Genomic DNA, 15,126 nt, shown 5'->3' on the forward strand with positions numbered 1-15,126 from the left:
CGCGCGGCGCGCCGCGATAGTCGCTCGCCCGGAAAGTGCTCGGGTTCGAGCTTAGGTCGCCGGCGATCTCGGAGGCTGCGGCGCGCGCCGACCTGCGATTGGGGAACATGAAGTTGCCCCGGCCGTGCGGGCTGTCCGGCAACTCGATGCCACCGTGACGTGCCGCAGCCTGGCGCAGCACGTTGCGGCCCGCGTCGGTGATGTGGTCCGCGAGGCCGAGCGCGTCCATGCCGATCACCGGATTGTCGGTGTACGCGTGGTGGTTGAGCGCAGGACTTAGGCCAAGTACGTCGGGTCCGGTGTAGCGCCCGGTCGCCGGGTCGTAGTAGCGGAAGTAGTTGTAGTCCAGGCCGGTCTCGGAGTCGTGATACTGGCCGGGGAAGCGCAGCGGGCAGTCGATTGCCTGATCGGCCGCGCCAGCGGCGGCGCCGGTGACCTGCGCCGCGACGAGGTTGCCCCACAGGTCGGCGCTGCGTCGCCATGCGATCTCGCCGTCCGGCGTGACCAGCTCGGTGGGCGTCCCGACCAGATCGGTGACGATCGCGTGGAACTGCCGGTCCACCGCCTCCTGCGGCGCCTGGGCGTAGAAGCCGCGCCGATCCTGGGCCACCGGGGTCCAGCTGCCGGGCTCGTAGTCCCAGCTCGTCACGGCGACCTGTGCGGTGTCCGCGCGGAAGTGGTCCTGTTCGGCGAGCACGACGCCGTCCCAAGAAAAGCGGTATTCCTCCACCGGCGCACCGTCCGCGCCGAGCCGTCGCTTGCTCACGCGGCGGCCGAGCGGGTCGTAGCCGTATCGCCAGGTGTCGCCGTCAGGCGTGACCGCCCGGATGAGCCGGTCGTGCGCGTCGTACTCGAAGGCCCATTCCTTGCGGCCGCCGGACAATGTGCGTCGCAGGGTTCTAATCACCCGCCCCTGGGCGTCGTACTCGTACCTCGTGCGGCCGGCCGAACGCAGCAGGGTGCCGGTTACCTCGCGCTCGCCCGCGGTCGGTGCGTCGGGGGTGCGCGAGTCTGCGGCATGGGTGAGGTTGCCCGCGTGATCGTAGGCGTAGGTCTCGGTCCAGTTCTCGGCGGTGACGGCGGTGACTCGGCCGAGCGCGTCGAGGGCGAAGCCGCGAGCGCCGAGCATGCTGTCTGTCGCCGCGGTCGGCGCGCCGTCCGGGCGGTAGGTCCAGCCGCGCTCGTGCAGGACACGAGAGGTGCGCGAGTCCGCTGGCCCCTCGACCCCGACGAGGCGGCGCGTCGTGAGCCGGCCCAGTCCATCCCACTCGCTGGTCAGCGCGACATCGGCGCCGAGCCAGCGATGCGACTCGCGGCCTGCGGCGTCGTGACCGAAGCTGAGCCACGCTGCTTCGGTGCTCAGCGACACCGGGCGTCCGGCCGCATCCCACTCCCAGGCGGTTGCGCGGCCGGACGCGGTCGCGAAGGTCAGGCGGCGGCCGAGAGCGTCATAGGTCGAAGTCAGTGTGCGTCCGGCGAAGCTTTCCGCCGTTATCCGGCCGAGTTGGTCCCTCGTGAAGAGCAGCTCTCCCTCGGCGTTGTGGGCACGCTTGAGCTCTCCCGCCGAATCGTATTCGTAGACTGTCACGTCGCCGGAATCGGTGCGGCGCTCAAGGATCCGGCCGAGCGGATCGCGCAGCATATCAATGGTCTGACCTGCTCCGTTGACGCGACGCACCACGTCTCCTGCCGCGTCGTGTTCATAGCGCAGCTCGCGGCCGTTGAAGTCGGTCTCGCCGGTCAGGTGCCCGGCGGCGTCGTAGAAGTACGTCCATATCGCGTCCTGCGGGTTGGTGACCGCGAGCAGCCGCAGTTCGGTGTCGTGGGCGAAGGTGTAGCGCGCGCCGTCCGGGTTTGTGCGAGCGGTGATCCGCTGGAACGGGCCACGCTTGAACAGGGTCACGCCGCCGGCAGGGTCAGTGTGCTTAGTCAGCGCGCCGTTCTCGTTGTATTCCCAGGCGGCCGTGGCACCGTCGGGCAGCGTTCGCGAAACCAGCAGATCCTCGTCGCTCCAGACGGAGGTGGTCGACGCGCCAAGCGGATCGGTCGTGGTGACGATCCGGCGGCGTGCGTCGCGGGTGACCCGCCACGTGGAGCCGAGCGGATCGGTGTGCGACAGGGGAAGGCCCGCGGCGTCGGTCTCGATCGTGTTCTCGTGCCCGAGCGCGTCAATGAAACCTGTCGCGCGGCCGCGTTCGGCATAGCTGTAGCGGGTGATCGCGCCGAGCGGGTCGGTCAGCTCGGCAAGGTTGCCGCTCTCGTCATACGAGTACTGCCACACCGCGCCGTCCGGGCCGACGATGCGCACCGGTTCGTCGTGCTCGTCGTATTCGACGGTTGCGACGGTCCCGTCCGGTCGTTCGGTGCTGACCGTGTTGCCGTGCTCGTCGAGCGTGAACCGGGTCCTACCGCCGAGCGGATCGGTGACGGCGATGACCTGGCCGTGACGGTCATATTCGGTAGCTGTCACGCTACCGACCTGGTCCACGAGCCGTACGACATTGCCGCGTGAGTCGTAGTGGTGTTCGGTGCGCTGGCCGAGGCTGTCGGTGTACTTCGTGACGCGGTTCGCCGGGTCGTATTCGAAGCGGCCGGAGAGGAATCCGCCGTCGCCCTCGGTGCGCTCGACGCGGCCGGCCGCGTCGTAGAAATACCGGAACTGATAACCGCAGCGGTCGGTCCAGGCCGTGATCCGGTCCCCGGCGTCCCAGTCGTAGCAGAACGGCAGGCCGGAGGAATCGGCCACCGCGATCAGCCGGCCACGCGGATCGTACTGATAGGCCAGGAGCCGTGTGCCCTCACCGCCGTTGGCCCCGTCGAGCAGCCGAAGTGCCTCAACGCGGAAGCCCGCCTGGGTATAGGCGCTGTCCACGGCAACGCGATAGCCGCCTGCATGCCGGATCTCGACCGGCAGCCCGCCGTCGCGCTGGATGGTGATCCAGTTCCCGCAGCGGTCACGGATCGATGTCAGGGGACGTATTCGCGCGTCGCGCTCCTCGGCCGGGGCGAATTCGTACGTGCAGCGGCGGTCGCGGTCCAGGACCCGGATCAGGTCGGTTTCCCGGTCCCAGCTCAGTTCGAGGCGCGGGCCGGCGCTTGACCTGACGCGCTCGCCGGGCCGGGTCGGCACGGGAAAAGTCAACATCCTGGCGTCATCGTCGGCGAACACGATCTCGTCCGCCTCCGTCTGCACTCTGATATCGAGCGTCGAGGAGAACCCAGTGCCGAACAGCCCTCCGTGCCGGTATCCGGATGCGTAGGCGCGGCGCAGTACCAGCGGCAGCACGGCCGGCAGCTGAACATCCACGCGCGCGGTGACCATCTGCCCGCCGACCACGTCGACCGGCTCGCCGGTCTTTCCGCAGCCGCCGACGCCCTTTCCGCCGACCGCGTCACCCTCACCCGCGCCGGTCAGACCGTGTTCGGCGTCCCCAGCGGCGGAACCCGCGGCCTTGCGCTCAAGGTTGCCGGCCTCCTTCTCCACCGCCGCGGTGGCATCCTTCTCCACGAACTTCGCGGCCTGCTGCGCGTCGTTCTCCAGGTGCGCGGTCATGTTCTTGCGCATGCCGGACTCGACGTCCTCGGCAGCCTGCTTCCACATGGCCGGGAACTTGCGGCCCAGCGACTGGCCGATTTCCTCGGCGCCGTCCTCTACAGCCTTGACGATCTGATTGCCCACGGTGCGGTCCCCGCCTAGGTCGCTGGTTCGGTGGTTCGCTCGTGCTGATTCGGAAGCAGCGCCGGATCAGCGCTCGAAGTTCAGGGAGGAGATGTTCGAGGTCAGAGTCTGGGCGTGGCCGATCATCGTTTCCCCGTGCGCCTGCATCTGGGCCAGGTGCGGCTGTAGGGCCGCGCTGTCGACCTTGAAGGATTCGCCCACCGCTCCCCCGCCGCCCGAACCCCCGAGCGCGCCCTCGACCGCCTGGAACACAAAGCCGCTCAGGGCCTTCTCGATCACACCGCTGAGCGGCTTGATCGCGGCCTCCAGAATCTCGCCGATGATGTACTGGGTGAGCTGCTGCTCAAGGAACTCGCACAGCTTTTCCGCACCCTCTTCGATGGCCGCGAGCGCCGCCTCGGCCAGCCCGAAGGTGGCCACCGCGGCGGCCTGGTCGGCGACGAAGGCGACGGCCATCGCCACCAGTTCGGCGATCGCGGCGACCTTCTGCGCGACGATGTAGTCCGCCCCGACCTCCAGCGCGGTGGCGACCACCTCGCAGGCGTCGTGCAGCTCGGTCATGTGCGAGTCGGACTTGTCGGCCCATTTCTGCACCAGGGCGTCGTAGGAAGCGCCCTGATACCCCTCGCTCATCCGGCCGATCGTGTCGGTGGCCTGCTGGTGCGTGTCCGCGACGTTCTGCGAGAACTCGCGCACATGCTGCGCCATCGAGCGCACCGCGTCCTCGTTGACCATCGGGAAGTTGATCCCGATGAACTGGAGGAACTGTTCGACCTCGGTGGGCAGTTCGATGGCCATTGCCCGCCTCCCCCGCCTTCGCCTGTCCGATGGCTCCGGCGGCCCGCGCCGGTGCCCGTTCGATCCGTGGCAGGCTACCCGAAGCGAGGGTGCTGCGATGCGGCGGTGTGCCTCAGCGCAGCGTGAGACGGATCACGGCGCAGCCTTTCGCCCAGGCCTGGTGCAAGTCGGCCGGGTTGGGTGAGCCATCGGGCGCGAAGCCGATGCCGGCGAACTTGGCGTTGGCGTGGTTGTCGCTCGCGACGATGCCGTAGAGCTCGATGACGGTCTGCTCGTCGGTGAACAGCTCCCAATCGGCGAGCCGCTGGCGGCCTTTGATCCGCACGGTGACGGGCTCCCCAGAGCGCAGGTTCTTCACCCACGGCCACACGCGGGTGCCAACGAGGATCTGGCCCTCGTGCTTTGTATAGGCGACCGGGATGACGTAAGTCTTGCCGGACTTGCGGCCGACGACGGTGAAGGTCAGCAGCTTGCCGCCGACCGCGCGCGAAATCAGCGGAACACGCAACAGGCCCTTGATGAACCCGTTGAGAGCACCCTGATACGAGGCGATCGGCTGCGGGCCGCTGGTGGTGGGCGTGCCATAGGCGGCGGCCGGGGTGGATTCGGACGACATGGTCAGCTCCTCGCCGTAGGGTCCATTACTGAGTGTCTGCTCAGTAAGTTACGCTAGACCGCACCGATGGCGCATGCAACGCTTTGGTTGTGATCCACAGGTGATTGCCAGGAAGCAGAGCGACCGCATGCACGGCCGGAGCCCGAGGAGGTCCGATGCCTGAGCGCCGCACCGGAAAGGTCGGGCGTCCGGCTACCGGTGTGCGCGAGGCGCTACTCGAGGCGGCGCAGGCGGTACTCGCCGAGGCGGGTGCCGCGCGGCTGACCACGCGGGCTGTCGCGCAGCGCGCCGCAGTGGCTGAGGCGAGCGTCTTCTATCATTTCGGCGACCGGGCCGGCCTGATGCTCGCGGTGGTCGGCGAGCACCTGCCGCTGGTGATCGAGCTGTTCTTCGGGGACCGGCTGCGGCACGGTGAACTACGCGCGGATCTGCTGGAGTTGTTCAACGGGCTGGAAGGCTTCTTCCGGCGCACGGCCCCGATCATCGCCGCCGTGCAGGCGGACAGCGAGGTGCGCGAGGCGTTCCGGGAGCGCAGCCGCGAGCACGACATCGGGCCGCACAAGGCGATCCAGGGCACCGCCGCGTTCCTGGCCGCCAGGCAGCAGACCGGCGAACTGCCCCAGGACGCCGATCTGCGCGCGGCCGCGATGCTGTTGGTCGGCGCGGCGTATCAGCGGGCTTATCACCTGCTGCTCGGCGCCGAAGGCGCGCAACGCTGGCTCGCCGAACCCACGGAAACCGTCGACCTGCTGCTGCGCGGGCTGCGCGGCGAGCAGGTCGACGGGGACTGACAGAACGTCAGCGTCAGGCTATTGAGTTGGTCTGCTGATTCAGTCCACCGGCAGCAAGGCGGGCGCCGCAACGTCCGCGAGCCTGCGGCGCCGGTCCTGCACGAGGAATGCGGCGGTCAGCACCAGCGCGACCAGGGAGATGCCGACCACGATGGTGATCGCGGTGGTCATTCCGGGCAGCAGCTTGTGGTGCACGTTCGCCGGGCCCGAGCTGCTGAGCACCGCGCTGACCACGGCCAGCACGATCGCGCCGCCGATCTGCACGCTGGTGTTGAGCAGCCCGGAGGCCAGGCCTTGTTCGTGGTCTGCGACACCCTGGGTGGCCTGCGCGTTCACCGCCGGGAAGGTGAGCGCGAATCCGACGCCGAGCAACAGCATCGTCGGCAGCATGAAGTCTGCGTAGCCCATCGACGGCTGGGTGCGCAGGAACCACGCGTACGCGCTCATCAGCGCGAGCAGGCCGAAGAAGATCAGCCACGCCGTATTCACCCGGCCGAGCACGACGCCCATGCGGGTCGAGCTGAGCGCGACCAGCAGTCCGGCCGGCAGGAACCCCAGCGCCATGCTCAGCGGCGACCAGCCGAGCGAGTTCTGCACGTAGAGCGTCACCACGAACTGGAAGGCCGAGTAGCCGCCGAACATCGCCATCGCGGCGAGGTTGGCGTGCACCAGCGTGCGTGAGCGCAGGATGCCGAGCCGTACCAGCGGCCGCGGGTGGCGCCGTTCGATCGCGACGAAGGCGCCGGCCAGCGCCACGCTCAGCGCGAGCAGGCCGATGGTGGCCGGGCTGCCCCAGCCGCGATTCGGCGCGTCGACCACCGCGTAGACCAGGATCAGCAGCGCGGCGGTGCTGGTCAGCGCGCCGGGCAGATCGAAGTGGTTCAGCCGCACCCGCTCGGTCGCGCCGCGCGGGATCACCCGCAGGCCGACCAGCACCAGCGCGATCGCGACCGGACCGGGCACCAGGAAGGTGACCCGCCAGCCGACCTCGGTCAGCAGTCCGCCGATCACCAGGCCGAGCGAGAAGCCGCTGGCGCCGCAGACGGTGTAGATGCTCAGCGCCCGGTTGCGCGCCGGGCCCTCGGCGAAGGTGGTGGTGATGATCGAAAGCCCGGCCGGGACGGTGAACGCGGCCGAGGCGCCCTTGACGAAGCGCAGCGCGATCAGTGCCAGATCGTTGCTCAGCAGGGCGCTGACGACCGAGGCCGCGCCGAAGACGGCGACCGCGGTGAGGAATACCCGCCGCCGGCCAAGCAGGTCGCTGGCCCGCCCGCCGAGCAGCATCAGGCCGCCGTAGCCGAGGATGTAGCCGGACACGATCCACTGCAGCGAACCGGCTTCGAGGTGCAGGCTGGAGCCGATGGAGGGCAGCGCGACGCCGACCATTGACAGGTCGAGGGCGTCGAGGAAGAGAGCGCCGCACAGCACGACGAGCAGCAGCCAGGTCGCTGGCGACCAGCCGGGGCCGGTTGCGGCGGAGGGTGGTCGCGCCGGCAGGCGTGTCATGGGTGCTGAACGCGGCGCGCCTTCGTTCAGCGGCGCGGACGAACGTGATGTGGCCGCGTGCGGAGCGGGAACGGTTGGTTGGACTCGTGTATCGGGCAGCGTCATGGGGCCTATCTTTATGCACATGCATCAAATGCGCAAGCATGCTGTGCACATGCATAAGATGTGGTTGCATCTAACGGCGCCTCGGCGGTACACTCGCGACGTGAACCGGCCGAACGACGATGACGCACTGGCTTCCGAGTGGCACGACCTGATGGGCCGCTACCACCGGATGACCTGCGCGCTCGATCGGCGGCTGACCGCCGAGCATGGCCTGACCGTGAGCGACTTCGAGGTGCTCCAGCAGCTTTACGCGCCCGGCCCGCAGTTTCCGCAGCTGCGGATGAGCGAACTGGGCGAGCGGGTGCATTTGAGTCAGAGCGCTTTCTCCCGCCTCATCACCCGGCTTGAGCAGGCCGGCTTGGTCGAGCGCACCACCTGCTCCGAAGACCGCCGCTCCGCCTACACCCGGATCACCGCGGCAGGTGCCGAGCGCTATCTGGAAGCACGCCCGACACAGCGGGCGATCCTGCGCGAACTGAGCGTGACAGCAGGCTGACTCCTGCGACGAGGCGATTCGCGGGTATCCGCGCATCGGATGTCTTAAGACTCAGATACCATCGGGTCCGAAAACAGCGGCAAGCTCTTGGCGCGGAGGCGACCATGCCGGAAGGCGATCCGCCGATAACGGACGATCCCCCGATTCTGGGCGAGGGACTACTCGAACCCGGATGGGCGCCGGAGCAGATCGACACCGCGACCGCGCACCCGGCCCGCATGTACGACTATTACCTCGGCGGCAAGGACAACTACCAAGTCGACCGGGACGCCGCCGAAGAAGTCATGGCGATCATGCCGCAGACGCGCATGGCCGCGCGCGCGAACCGATCCTTCCTCGGCCGCGTGGTGCGCCATCTCGCCGGGCTCGGCGTGCGCCAGTTCCTCGACATCGGCACCGGGATTCCCGGCCCCGGCAACACCGGCGAGGTCGCGCATCTGGTGGCGCCGGACGCACGGGTCGTCTATGTGGACAACGACCCGATCGTGCTGGCCCACGCGGAGGCGCTGCTGGCCAAAGCGGATCGGGCCCGCACCACCGTGATCCGCGGCGATCTGCGCGATCCGCAGGCGATCCTCACCAATCCGCGCGTCACGGACGTGCTGGACTTCACCGAACCGATCGCGGTCCTGCTGGTGGCGGTGCTGCACTTCGTGCGCGACAACGAGAACCCGTACGGCGTGGTCAGCTACCTGATGGACGCGATGCCGCCCGGCAGCTATCTGGCGATGTCCCACGCCACCGGCGACTTCGATGCCGCGTCCGCGCAGGAGGGGGTGCGCGCCTACACGCAGGCCGGCGCGCGCTTCGTGCCGCGCACCCGCACCCAGTTCGCAGCGTTCTTCGATGGGACGCAACTACTGGAGCCCGGCATCGTGCAGGTGCCGTACTGGCAGCCCGAAGACGGGGTGCCGCCGGAGGCCGCGAGCGTGTGGTCGTATGGAGCCGTCGGCCGGAAGGCCGGCTGAGCCGACGCGGGGTCGTCGCCGGGAGCCGGCGACGGTCACCCGCGCCGCTCGCGGTGCACCAGCCCGACGGCGAGCCCTGAGATGACGACGAGCGTGCCGAGCCAGACCAGCGGGCCCGGCACGCGGCCTCCGATCGCCATGCCGGTGCAGGCGGCCGAGATCGGGGCCGCGCCGGTCAGCAGTCCGACCGGTCCAGAGCCCAAGGCCGCGACCGTGGAATACCAGAGCAGGAAGGCGACCGCGGTCACCATGATCGCAAGATAGGCCATCGCGGCCCACTCGGCGCCGGAAAGCCGGCCCGCCGCCCGCGGGCCCTCGCCCGCCAGAGCCAGCAGCGCGAACATCAGGGCTCCGATCCACACGGAGTGCAACGAGACGCCCCAGGCGCCGTGCCTTCCGAGCACCGGCACCGCGAGCAGGGTGAACGCCGCCTCGCAGACCAGGGCGACCGCGGCCCAGCCGATTCCGATCGCGTCGGCGCGGCCGGCGCCCTCGACCAGCGCGCCGCCCGCGGTGACGACCACGGCGGCGAGCACGACGCGACGCTGCGGCGCTCTGCCTTCGAGCAGTGGACCGATGACTCCGAGCACCACCGGCACGCAGGCGACCGCGACCGCGATGACGGCTGGTTCGGCGTGTGCGACGCCGCGCACGACCGCCACGTTGAACAGTACGAGTCCGAGCGCTGCGATACCCGTCAGCCAAAGCCATTCGCGCCCGCGCGGCCGGACGATCGGCACCCGGCCGATCTTGGCGAGCGCGAACAGGACCAGCGCCGCGGCCGCGTATCTGATCGCCTGCGCGGTGGCCAAAGGCGCCGCGATCAGCTCACGAGACACTCCGACGCTTCCGCCGACCAGGCACATCCCCAGGACGCCGGTGGCCACGTGGCGCAGGGTGGGGCGGCGGGCCGCTGCGACCGCGACCGCGTTCTGGCCGGTCATTACGGCCAGCGTCGGCGCTGATGGGAGCGTCGACGTGGGCATTGGCGTGGGCGTCGCTGGAATCGTCTCTGTCACAAAGCCCACCTTGCCGCCACAATGGTCCGGTGAGTAGATCCAAAGCCGAGCCGAACTACCAGTCCAAAACCGGAGCCGATTTCCTCCTGCTGGACCTGCGAGACGCTCCCCGAGGCGGCCTGTCGGACTGGCTGGCCGGGCAGCTGCGCCAGGCGATCGCGGACGGCCGGCTGCCGGTGGGCGGCAGGCTGCCGGCGAGCCGGGTGCTGGCTGAGGAGCTGCGGGTCTCCCGTGGCGTGGTCACCGAGGCGTATCAGCGGCTGATCGAGGACGGACACGCGGTCGGGCGCGGACGGGCCGGGACGGTCGTGGTGGCCGCGCCGATCGCGGCGGACCGGCCGGCTGCGCACGGCCCCGAGGAAGGCGTCCGGCCGCGGCCGGCCAGGAGCGGCCCGGTCCCGCAAGCCCCCTGCGTCTTCGATTCCGCTCCGGCAGCGGACGTATTCGACGCCTTACGCGCGAACCCGGCGCGGATCGACTTCACGCCGGGCGTTCCCGACCTGACCGCGTTCCCGCGGGCCGCGTGGCTTCGCGCCGAACGCCAGGTGCTCGCGCACCTCTCCCCCGCCGACTTCGGCTACGGCGACCCGCGCGGCGCGCCCGCGTTCCGCCGCGCCGTGGTCGACTGGCTCGCGCGCTACCGGGGGGTGCGCGCCGATCCCGGCGAGGTGATCGTGGTCGCCGGAGTCTCGCAGGCGCTCGGCCTGGTCGCCGAGGTCCTGGCGAACGAGGGGATCGGCGAGATCGCCCTCGAGGACCCCGGTTCGCTCGGCGTCCGGCAGCACCTGCGCAGCCGGCGCCTGGCGACGCCCCCGATCCCCGTCGACGGCGCGGGCCTGCGCGTGGACGTGCTGCGCTCAATCGGCGCCCGCGCGGTGGCGCTCACTCCGGCGCACCAGTTCCCGACCGGCGTGGTCCTCGACGGCAACCGGCGCAGGGAGCTTATGCAGTGGGCCGCGGAAGGCGGACTCGTCCTCGAAGACGATTACGACGCCGAACACCGCTACGACCGGCCGCCGGTGCCCGCGCTGCACTCGCTGATGCCGCAGAGCGTGTTCTACACCGGAAGCGTCTCCAAGATCCTCGCGCCCGCGCTGCGCGTCGGCTGGCTGCTCGTGCCGCCGCGCTACCGGGACGCGGCGATCGTCGCCAAGCGCTACGCCGATCTCGGCAACGCGGTGCTGCCGCAGCTCGTGCTCGCCCAGCTGATGGAGTCGGGCGAGATGGAGCGGCATCTGCGGATGCTGCGAAGACGCCACCGGCAGCGCCGCGACGCGATGATCGCCGCGATCCGCGCGCACCTTCCACGCGCTCGGGTGCACGGCGCCGCAGCCGGGCTGCATCTGATGATCACGTTCGACGAACCGGTCTCGGATACGCGGCTGGCCGCCGCGGCGCTGGCGCGCGGGGTCAAAGCGCAGCCGCTGTCCTGGCATTACCAGCAGCCGAACAAGCCCGGCCTGGTTCTCGGCTACGCCGCCTGCACGCCGGGCGGCGCGGCCGAAGGCATCGCGATCATCGGCAGCGTCCTGGGACAGCTGGTCGGCTGAGCCAGATTCGCAGGGCTCGATGATCGGACGCCCAACGGCCGCGCCGGACGGGGCGCTCTAGCCTTGCCTAGCCCACTTTCCAGTTCTGGCTTGCTGCGCCGGAGCAAGTCGCCACGTCGAGCAGCGTGCCGTCCGCGCCCGCCCCGGCGACCGTGTCAAGGCAGAGGTTGGTGCCGCCGGCGTTGGTGATGGTCCCGCTGGCATTGACGGTCCACTGCTGGGCCGGCAGACCGGTGCAGTCCTCGATGACGACCGCGGTGCCCGAGGCGACCGTCGCGGTTCCGGTACCGGCCTGCATGCACTTGTTGCTGTACACGGTCAGCAGGTGCGTCGTGGTGTAGTTCCACTGCTGGTTGCCGCCGTTGTTGCAGTCCCAAAGGTCGAGCTGCGTGCCGCTGGTCGTGGACCAACCCGGGACGTCGACGCAGCGGCCGGAGGCGGCGCCGGTGATCGAGGTGCCGGGAGGAGCCGGCGGCTGGTTGTTGACCGGCGGGACGGTGCCGAAGCCGTAGCCCCACTTCAGCTGGGCGACTCCGGTGGCGCTGTTGTTCTGCAGCTTGCCCTTCGCGTCAACGCTCTCAATCGAGTAGGCGTCGCCGAAACGCAGTCCGGGCCAGTAGACCATGCCCATACCCATGCCGCGGGCGATATCGGTCACTGCGGCGAAGTAGGACGTAAACACGTTCCCGTTGTGGTTGCCGTAGTTCAGGCCGACCGTCATCGGCGAGCCGGCCTCGTCGATGATCGTGCGGTACGCGTACCCGCCGATGCGCGGAAGCAGGTTGTTGATCCAGTCGGCTTCGGTGGTGTAGGTGCCCCAGAAGCCGTAGAAGTGCAGGGAGAGCAGCGTGCCGTTCAGCGCCGGGCTGGCGCCGACGCCGGTGACGTTGTCGTTGTAGCCGGTGCCGCTGATGACGACGCGGTCGCGCGGCACGTTGCCATGCCGGGAGAGCCAGTCAGTGCAAACCTGCAGCCACTGGCTCAGGGTGTAGCCGAACGGCTCGTTCATCGGCTCGAAGTACACCCGCGGATTGTTGCGGTAGGCGGCCGTGACGGTGTCCCACATCTGATTCCAGGCGGCCACGTCGTCGATCTTGCCGTCCTTGGCGGTGGGCGACTCCCAGTAGCTGAGGATGACCTTGTCGCCCTCGGCAGTCGCGGCGTCGATCGCGGCGCGGTAGGACTTCCACCAGGTGGTGCCCACGCTGGCCGGGTTGATCGGCAGCCGCACGGTGTTCGCGCCGAGGTTCTTGCGGAAGCCGTCCACCATCTTGTCGGAGATCCGGTAGACGGTGTGGTAGTCGTCGGTGACCGCGAGCCCGCTGGGCACGACCGCGTCACTGGCGTAGTTGTCTCGCGGATCGGCCCAGTTCACGCCGTGGAAGCTGCTCGGCGCCGCGGCGGCGGCGGAGGAAGCGGCCGGGTCGTCGGTGGCCAGTGCCGCGAATGCGCTTGAGGTCGTCGCGGCGGCCACCAGGCCAAGCGAGACGATGAGCGCAGTGCGCCTGCGCCGATTGAGGACACTACGCATCGGGTTACTCCTGGGTTAATTCGGGGGTAAATTAACTCGTTGGAAGCTATGGCCGTACGGTGCTGGTGTCAAGGGGTCGGCACGGGGGCGCTGGTAGGCTGATCGCAGAGCTCGACTCTTAGAAAGCGTCGGTTGATATGCGTTGGGGTGCGGGCTCAGTCTCCGGAGACATGACCCGGACCGCGGTGCTCGCGCTGCTCGCGCGCTGCGGGCCGCTCAGCCGCGCGCAGATCGCCGAACGGCTTGAGCTCAGCCCGGCCACCATCACCGCGAGCACGCGCAGGCTGCTCGCCGAGGGGCTGCTCGTGGAGGAGGAGCCCAGGCCCTCGACCACCGGGCGCCCCTCGATTCCGCTGGCGCTGGTGCCCGCCTCCGCGCACGCGATCGGCATCCAGGTGGCCGGCGAGCATGTCAGCGGCGTGATCGCCAGGCTGGACGCGCAGGTCGTGCACAGCTTCCGCCGCAGCTTCGATCCGGCCGATCCGGACGCGGTCGACACACTCACGACCCTGATTCGCAGAGAGGTGGACGAGGCCGAGCGGCGGCGGCTGCCGCTTTCCGGGGTCGGGGTCGCGGTGCCGGGCATCGTCGAGCCGGAAACCGGGACCTTGCGCATGTCGGTGCGCCTGGGCTGGACCGGCATGCCGCTGGCCGCCCGGTTGCGCACGGCGCTCGGCGTGCCGGTGTTCGTCGACAACGACATCAGCGCGGTCACCGCGGCCGAGCGCCTTTATGGACCGGGCGCCGACGACGCGGACTTCCTGCTCGTCGCGATCGGGCAAGGTATCGGGCTCGGCATGGTGCTCGACGGTGCGCCCTACCGAGGGGCCGCCGGAGCCGCCGGGGAGTTCGGCCATCTGCCGATCCTGCCGGATGGACCGCGGTGCGTCTGCGGCAATCGGGGCTGCCTCGAGACGCAGGTCAGCACGGAGTCGTTGCTGCGTGACGCGCGCGCAGCCGGCATCCTGAGCGCTGAATCAGACCTCGATGACCTTGACGCGGCCGCGTCCCGCGGCGACCGGGGAGCGGTGGATCTCCTGGATCAGGCGGGCGTGCTGCTCGGGCGGGCGCTGGCCGGCGCGGTCAACCTGCTCGGCCCGCAGACTGTTGTCGTGATGGGTGAGATCACCGCCCTGTGGCGGCACCTGAGCGAGCCCTTCCATCGCTCCCTCGCCATGCATCTGCTGCCCGCTGGGCGGGAGACGCGCATCGACGTGCGCGACTGGGATGAGGAACTGATCGCGGCCAGCGCCGCACGCATCGTCCTCGGCGCCCCTCTCGCCGCCCCGCGCCAGAAGGGCTGACGCACCGCGGGTAGCGCAGGTGACGCGGCTGACGCGGGGATCGCCCGCCGACACTGCCGGACGAGCCGGCCCGAGGTGTCTCGGACCGGCCCGGCGCAGTGTTTCTACGTTCACTTATACGGTGCTACGGACTGGTACAACTCACACCGCTTGCCGGAGATGCATTGCTGCCGGTCGCGGTAAACCCGAACGAGGTTGAAGCACCGCCGCCTAGGGAACCGTTATAGGCGGCGTTCTTCACCGAGACCGCTCCGCTGGATCCGCTGTTCACCCCGTTCCACAGACTGCTGATGGTCTGGCCGCTCGGCAGGGTGAAGTGCACGGTCCAGCCGTTGAGCGAGGATGAGCCGTTGTTGGCCACGACCACGTTGGCCTGGAAGCCGCCCGGCCAGCTGTTGGTCACCGAGTAGGTGGCGGTGCAACCGCTGCCGCTCGGGGGCGGGCTGGTGCTGGGCGAGCTACTCGCCGAGGGCGTGCTGCTCGGCGGAGGGCTCGACGGCGGCGGGCTGCTGCCGTGGCTCACGGTGACGCTGTCATTGCCGCTGCCACCGCCCCAGGTCTCGGTCGCCAGGATCTGGTAGTTCAGCGAGCCCAGGTTCATGCCGTGGCTGGCCCAGGCGTTGAAGAAGTTCTGCGTGGTGATGGTGCCGCTGCTGGTCGGCGAGGTGCGGATGGCCAGGTACTGCTCGAAGGTGCAGTTGTTGCCCTGGATGCAGGGCTGGTTGACCTGCTGGTGCTCGTAGATGTTGTACGTGCCGCCGTC

The 15,126-nt window shown here is 69.6% G+C and carries 12 protein-coding genes; 5 read left to right on the forward strand and 7 right to left on the reverse strand.

The window, feature by feature from the left end:
* From VN779_RS16485 to VN779_RS16495, 3 genes are all read right to left on the reverse strand, one after another.
* On the reverse strand, window positions 1-3,679 hold a 3,679-nt coding region (locus VN779_RS16485), incomplete at its 3' end, for a DUF6531 domain-containing protein (RefSeq protein ID WP_325724213.1).
* A 66-nt stretch (window positions 3,680-3,745) separates the two neighbouring features.
* Window positions 3,746-4,477, reverse strand: coding sequence for a WXG100 family type VII secretion target (locus VN779_RS16490; RefSeq protein ID WP_325724215.1), 732 nt, complete (start codon window positions 4,475-4,477; stop codon window positions 3,746-3,748).
* A 112-nt stretch (window positions 4,478-4,589) separates the two neighbouring features.
* Window positions 4,590-5,093 carry a nitroreductase/quinone reductase family protein gene (locus VN779_RS16495; protein WP_325724217.1) on the reverse strand — a complete coding sequence of 168 codons (504 nt, stop codon included), beginning with the start codon at window positions 5,091-5,093 and terminating at the stop codon, window positions 4,590-4,592.
* A 155-nt stretch (window positions 5,094-5,248) separates the two neighbouring features.
* On the opposite strand from VN779_RS16495, the gene VN779_RS16500 reads away from it, so the two are divergent.
* Window positions 5,249-5,884 (forward strand): TetR/AcrR family transcriptional regulator, encoded by a 636-nt coding sequence (locus tag VN779_RS16500; RefSeq protein WP_325724219.1) that lies wholly within the window; start codon window positions 5,249-5,251, stop codon window positions 5,882-5,884.
* Between the two features lie 39 nt (window positions 5,885-5,923).
* Here VN779_RS16500 and VN779_RS16505 read toward each other — a convergent pair whose 3' ends face one another.
* Entirely contained in the window at window positions 5,924-7,390 is a 1,467-nt protein-coding gene (locus VN779_RS16505; protein ID WP_325724221.1) for an MFS transporter, read from the reverse strand.
* Between the two features lie 205 nt (window positions 7,391-7,595).
* Between VN779_RS16505 and VN779_RS16510 the strand changes: the two genes are divergently transcribed.
* Both VN779_RS16510 and VN779_RS16515 read left to right on the forward strand, forming a co-directional pair.
* Window positions 7,596-7,991: a MarR family winged helix-turn-helix transcriptional regulator gene (locus VN779_RS16510; RefSeq protein WP_325724223.1), complete on the forward strand. Its 396-nt coding sequence runs from the start codon at window positions 7,596-7,598 to the stop codon at window positions 7,989-7,991.
* A 104-nt stretch (window positions 7,992-8,095) separates the two neighbouring features.
* Window positions 8,096-8,959, forward strand: coding sequence for an SAM-dependent methyltransferase (locus tag VN779_RS16515; RefSeq protein WP_325724225.1), 864 nt, complete (start codon window positions 8,096-8,098; stop codon window positions 8,957-8,959).
* A gap of 35 nt (window positions 8,960-8,994) precedes the next feature.
* Here VN779_RS16515 and VN779_RS16520 read toward each other — a convergent pair whose 3' ends face one another.
* The gene (locus VN779_RS16520) at window positions 8,995-9,903 is read right to left on the reverse strand and encodes a DMT family transporter (protein WP_325724227.1); all 909 of its coding nucleotides are present in this window, start codon (window positions 9,901-9,903) and stop codon (window positions 8,995-8,997) included.
* Between the two features lie 104 nt (window positions 9,904-10,007).
* Here VN779_RS16520 and VN779_RS16525 point away from each other — a divergent pair, with 104 nt between their 5' ends.
* Window positions 10,008-11,528 (forward strand): PLP-dependent aminotransferase family protein, encoded by a 1,521-nt coding sequence (locus tag VN779_RS16525; RefSeq protein ID WP_325724229.1) that lies wholly within the window; start codon window positions 10,008-10,010, stop codon window positions 11,526-11,528.
* A gap of 67 nt (window positions 11,529-11,595) precedes the next feature.
* On the opposite strand, the gene VN779_RS16530 is transcribed toward VN779_RS16525, so the two are convergent.
* Complete coding sequence (locus VN779_RS16530) at window positions 11,596-13,059, reverse strand: ricin-type beta-trefoil lectin domain protein (protein ID WP_325724231.1); 1,464 nt, start codon at window positions 13,057-13,059, stop codon at window positions 11,596-11,598.
* 170 nt (window positions 13,060-13,229) lie between these two features.
* Between VN779_RS16530 and VN779_RS16535 the strand changes: the two genes are divergently transcribed.
* Window positions 13,230-14,363: an ROK family transcriptional regulator gene (locus VN779_RS16535; RefSeq protein WP_325724233.1), complete on the forward strand. Its 1,134-nt coding sequence runs from the start codon at window positions 13,230-13,232 to the stop codon at window positions 14,361-14,363.
* A 124-nt stretch (window positions 14,364-14,487) separates the two neighbouring features.
* Here the strand turns inward: VN779_RS16535 and VN779_RS16540 are convergent.
* Window positions 14,488-15,126: glycoside hydrolase family 11 protein (locus tag VN779_RS16540; RefSeq protein WP_325724235.1), on the reverse strand; the 639-nt coding region annotated here is incomplete at its 5' end.

Origin of the sequence: Actinocrinis sp. (assembly GCF_035605935.1) — a bacterium.
In the GTDB taxonomy this organism is placed as follows: domain Bacteria; phylum Actinomycetota; class Actinomycetes; order Streptomycetales; family Catenulisporaceae; genus Actinocrinis.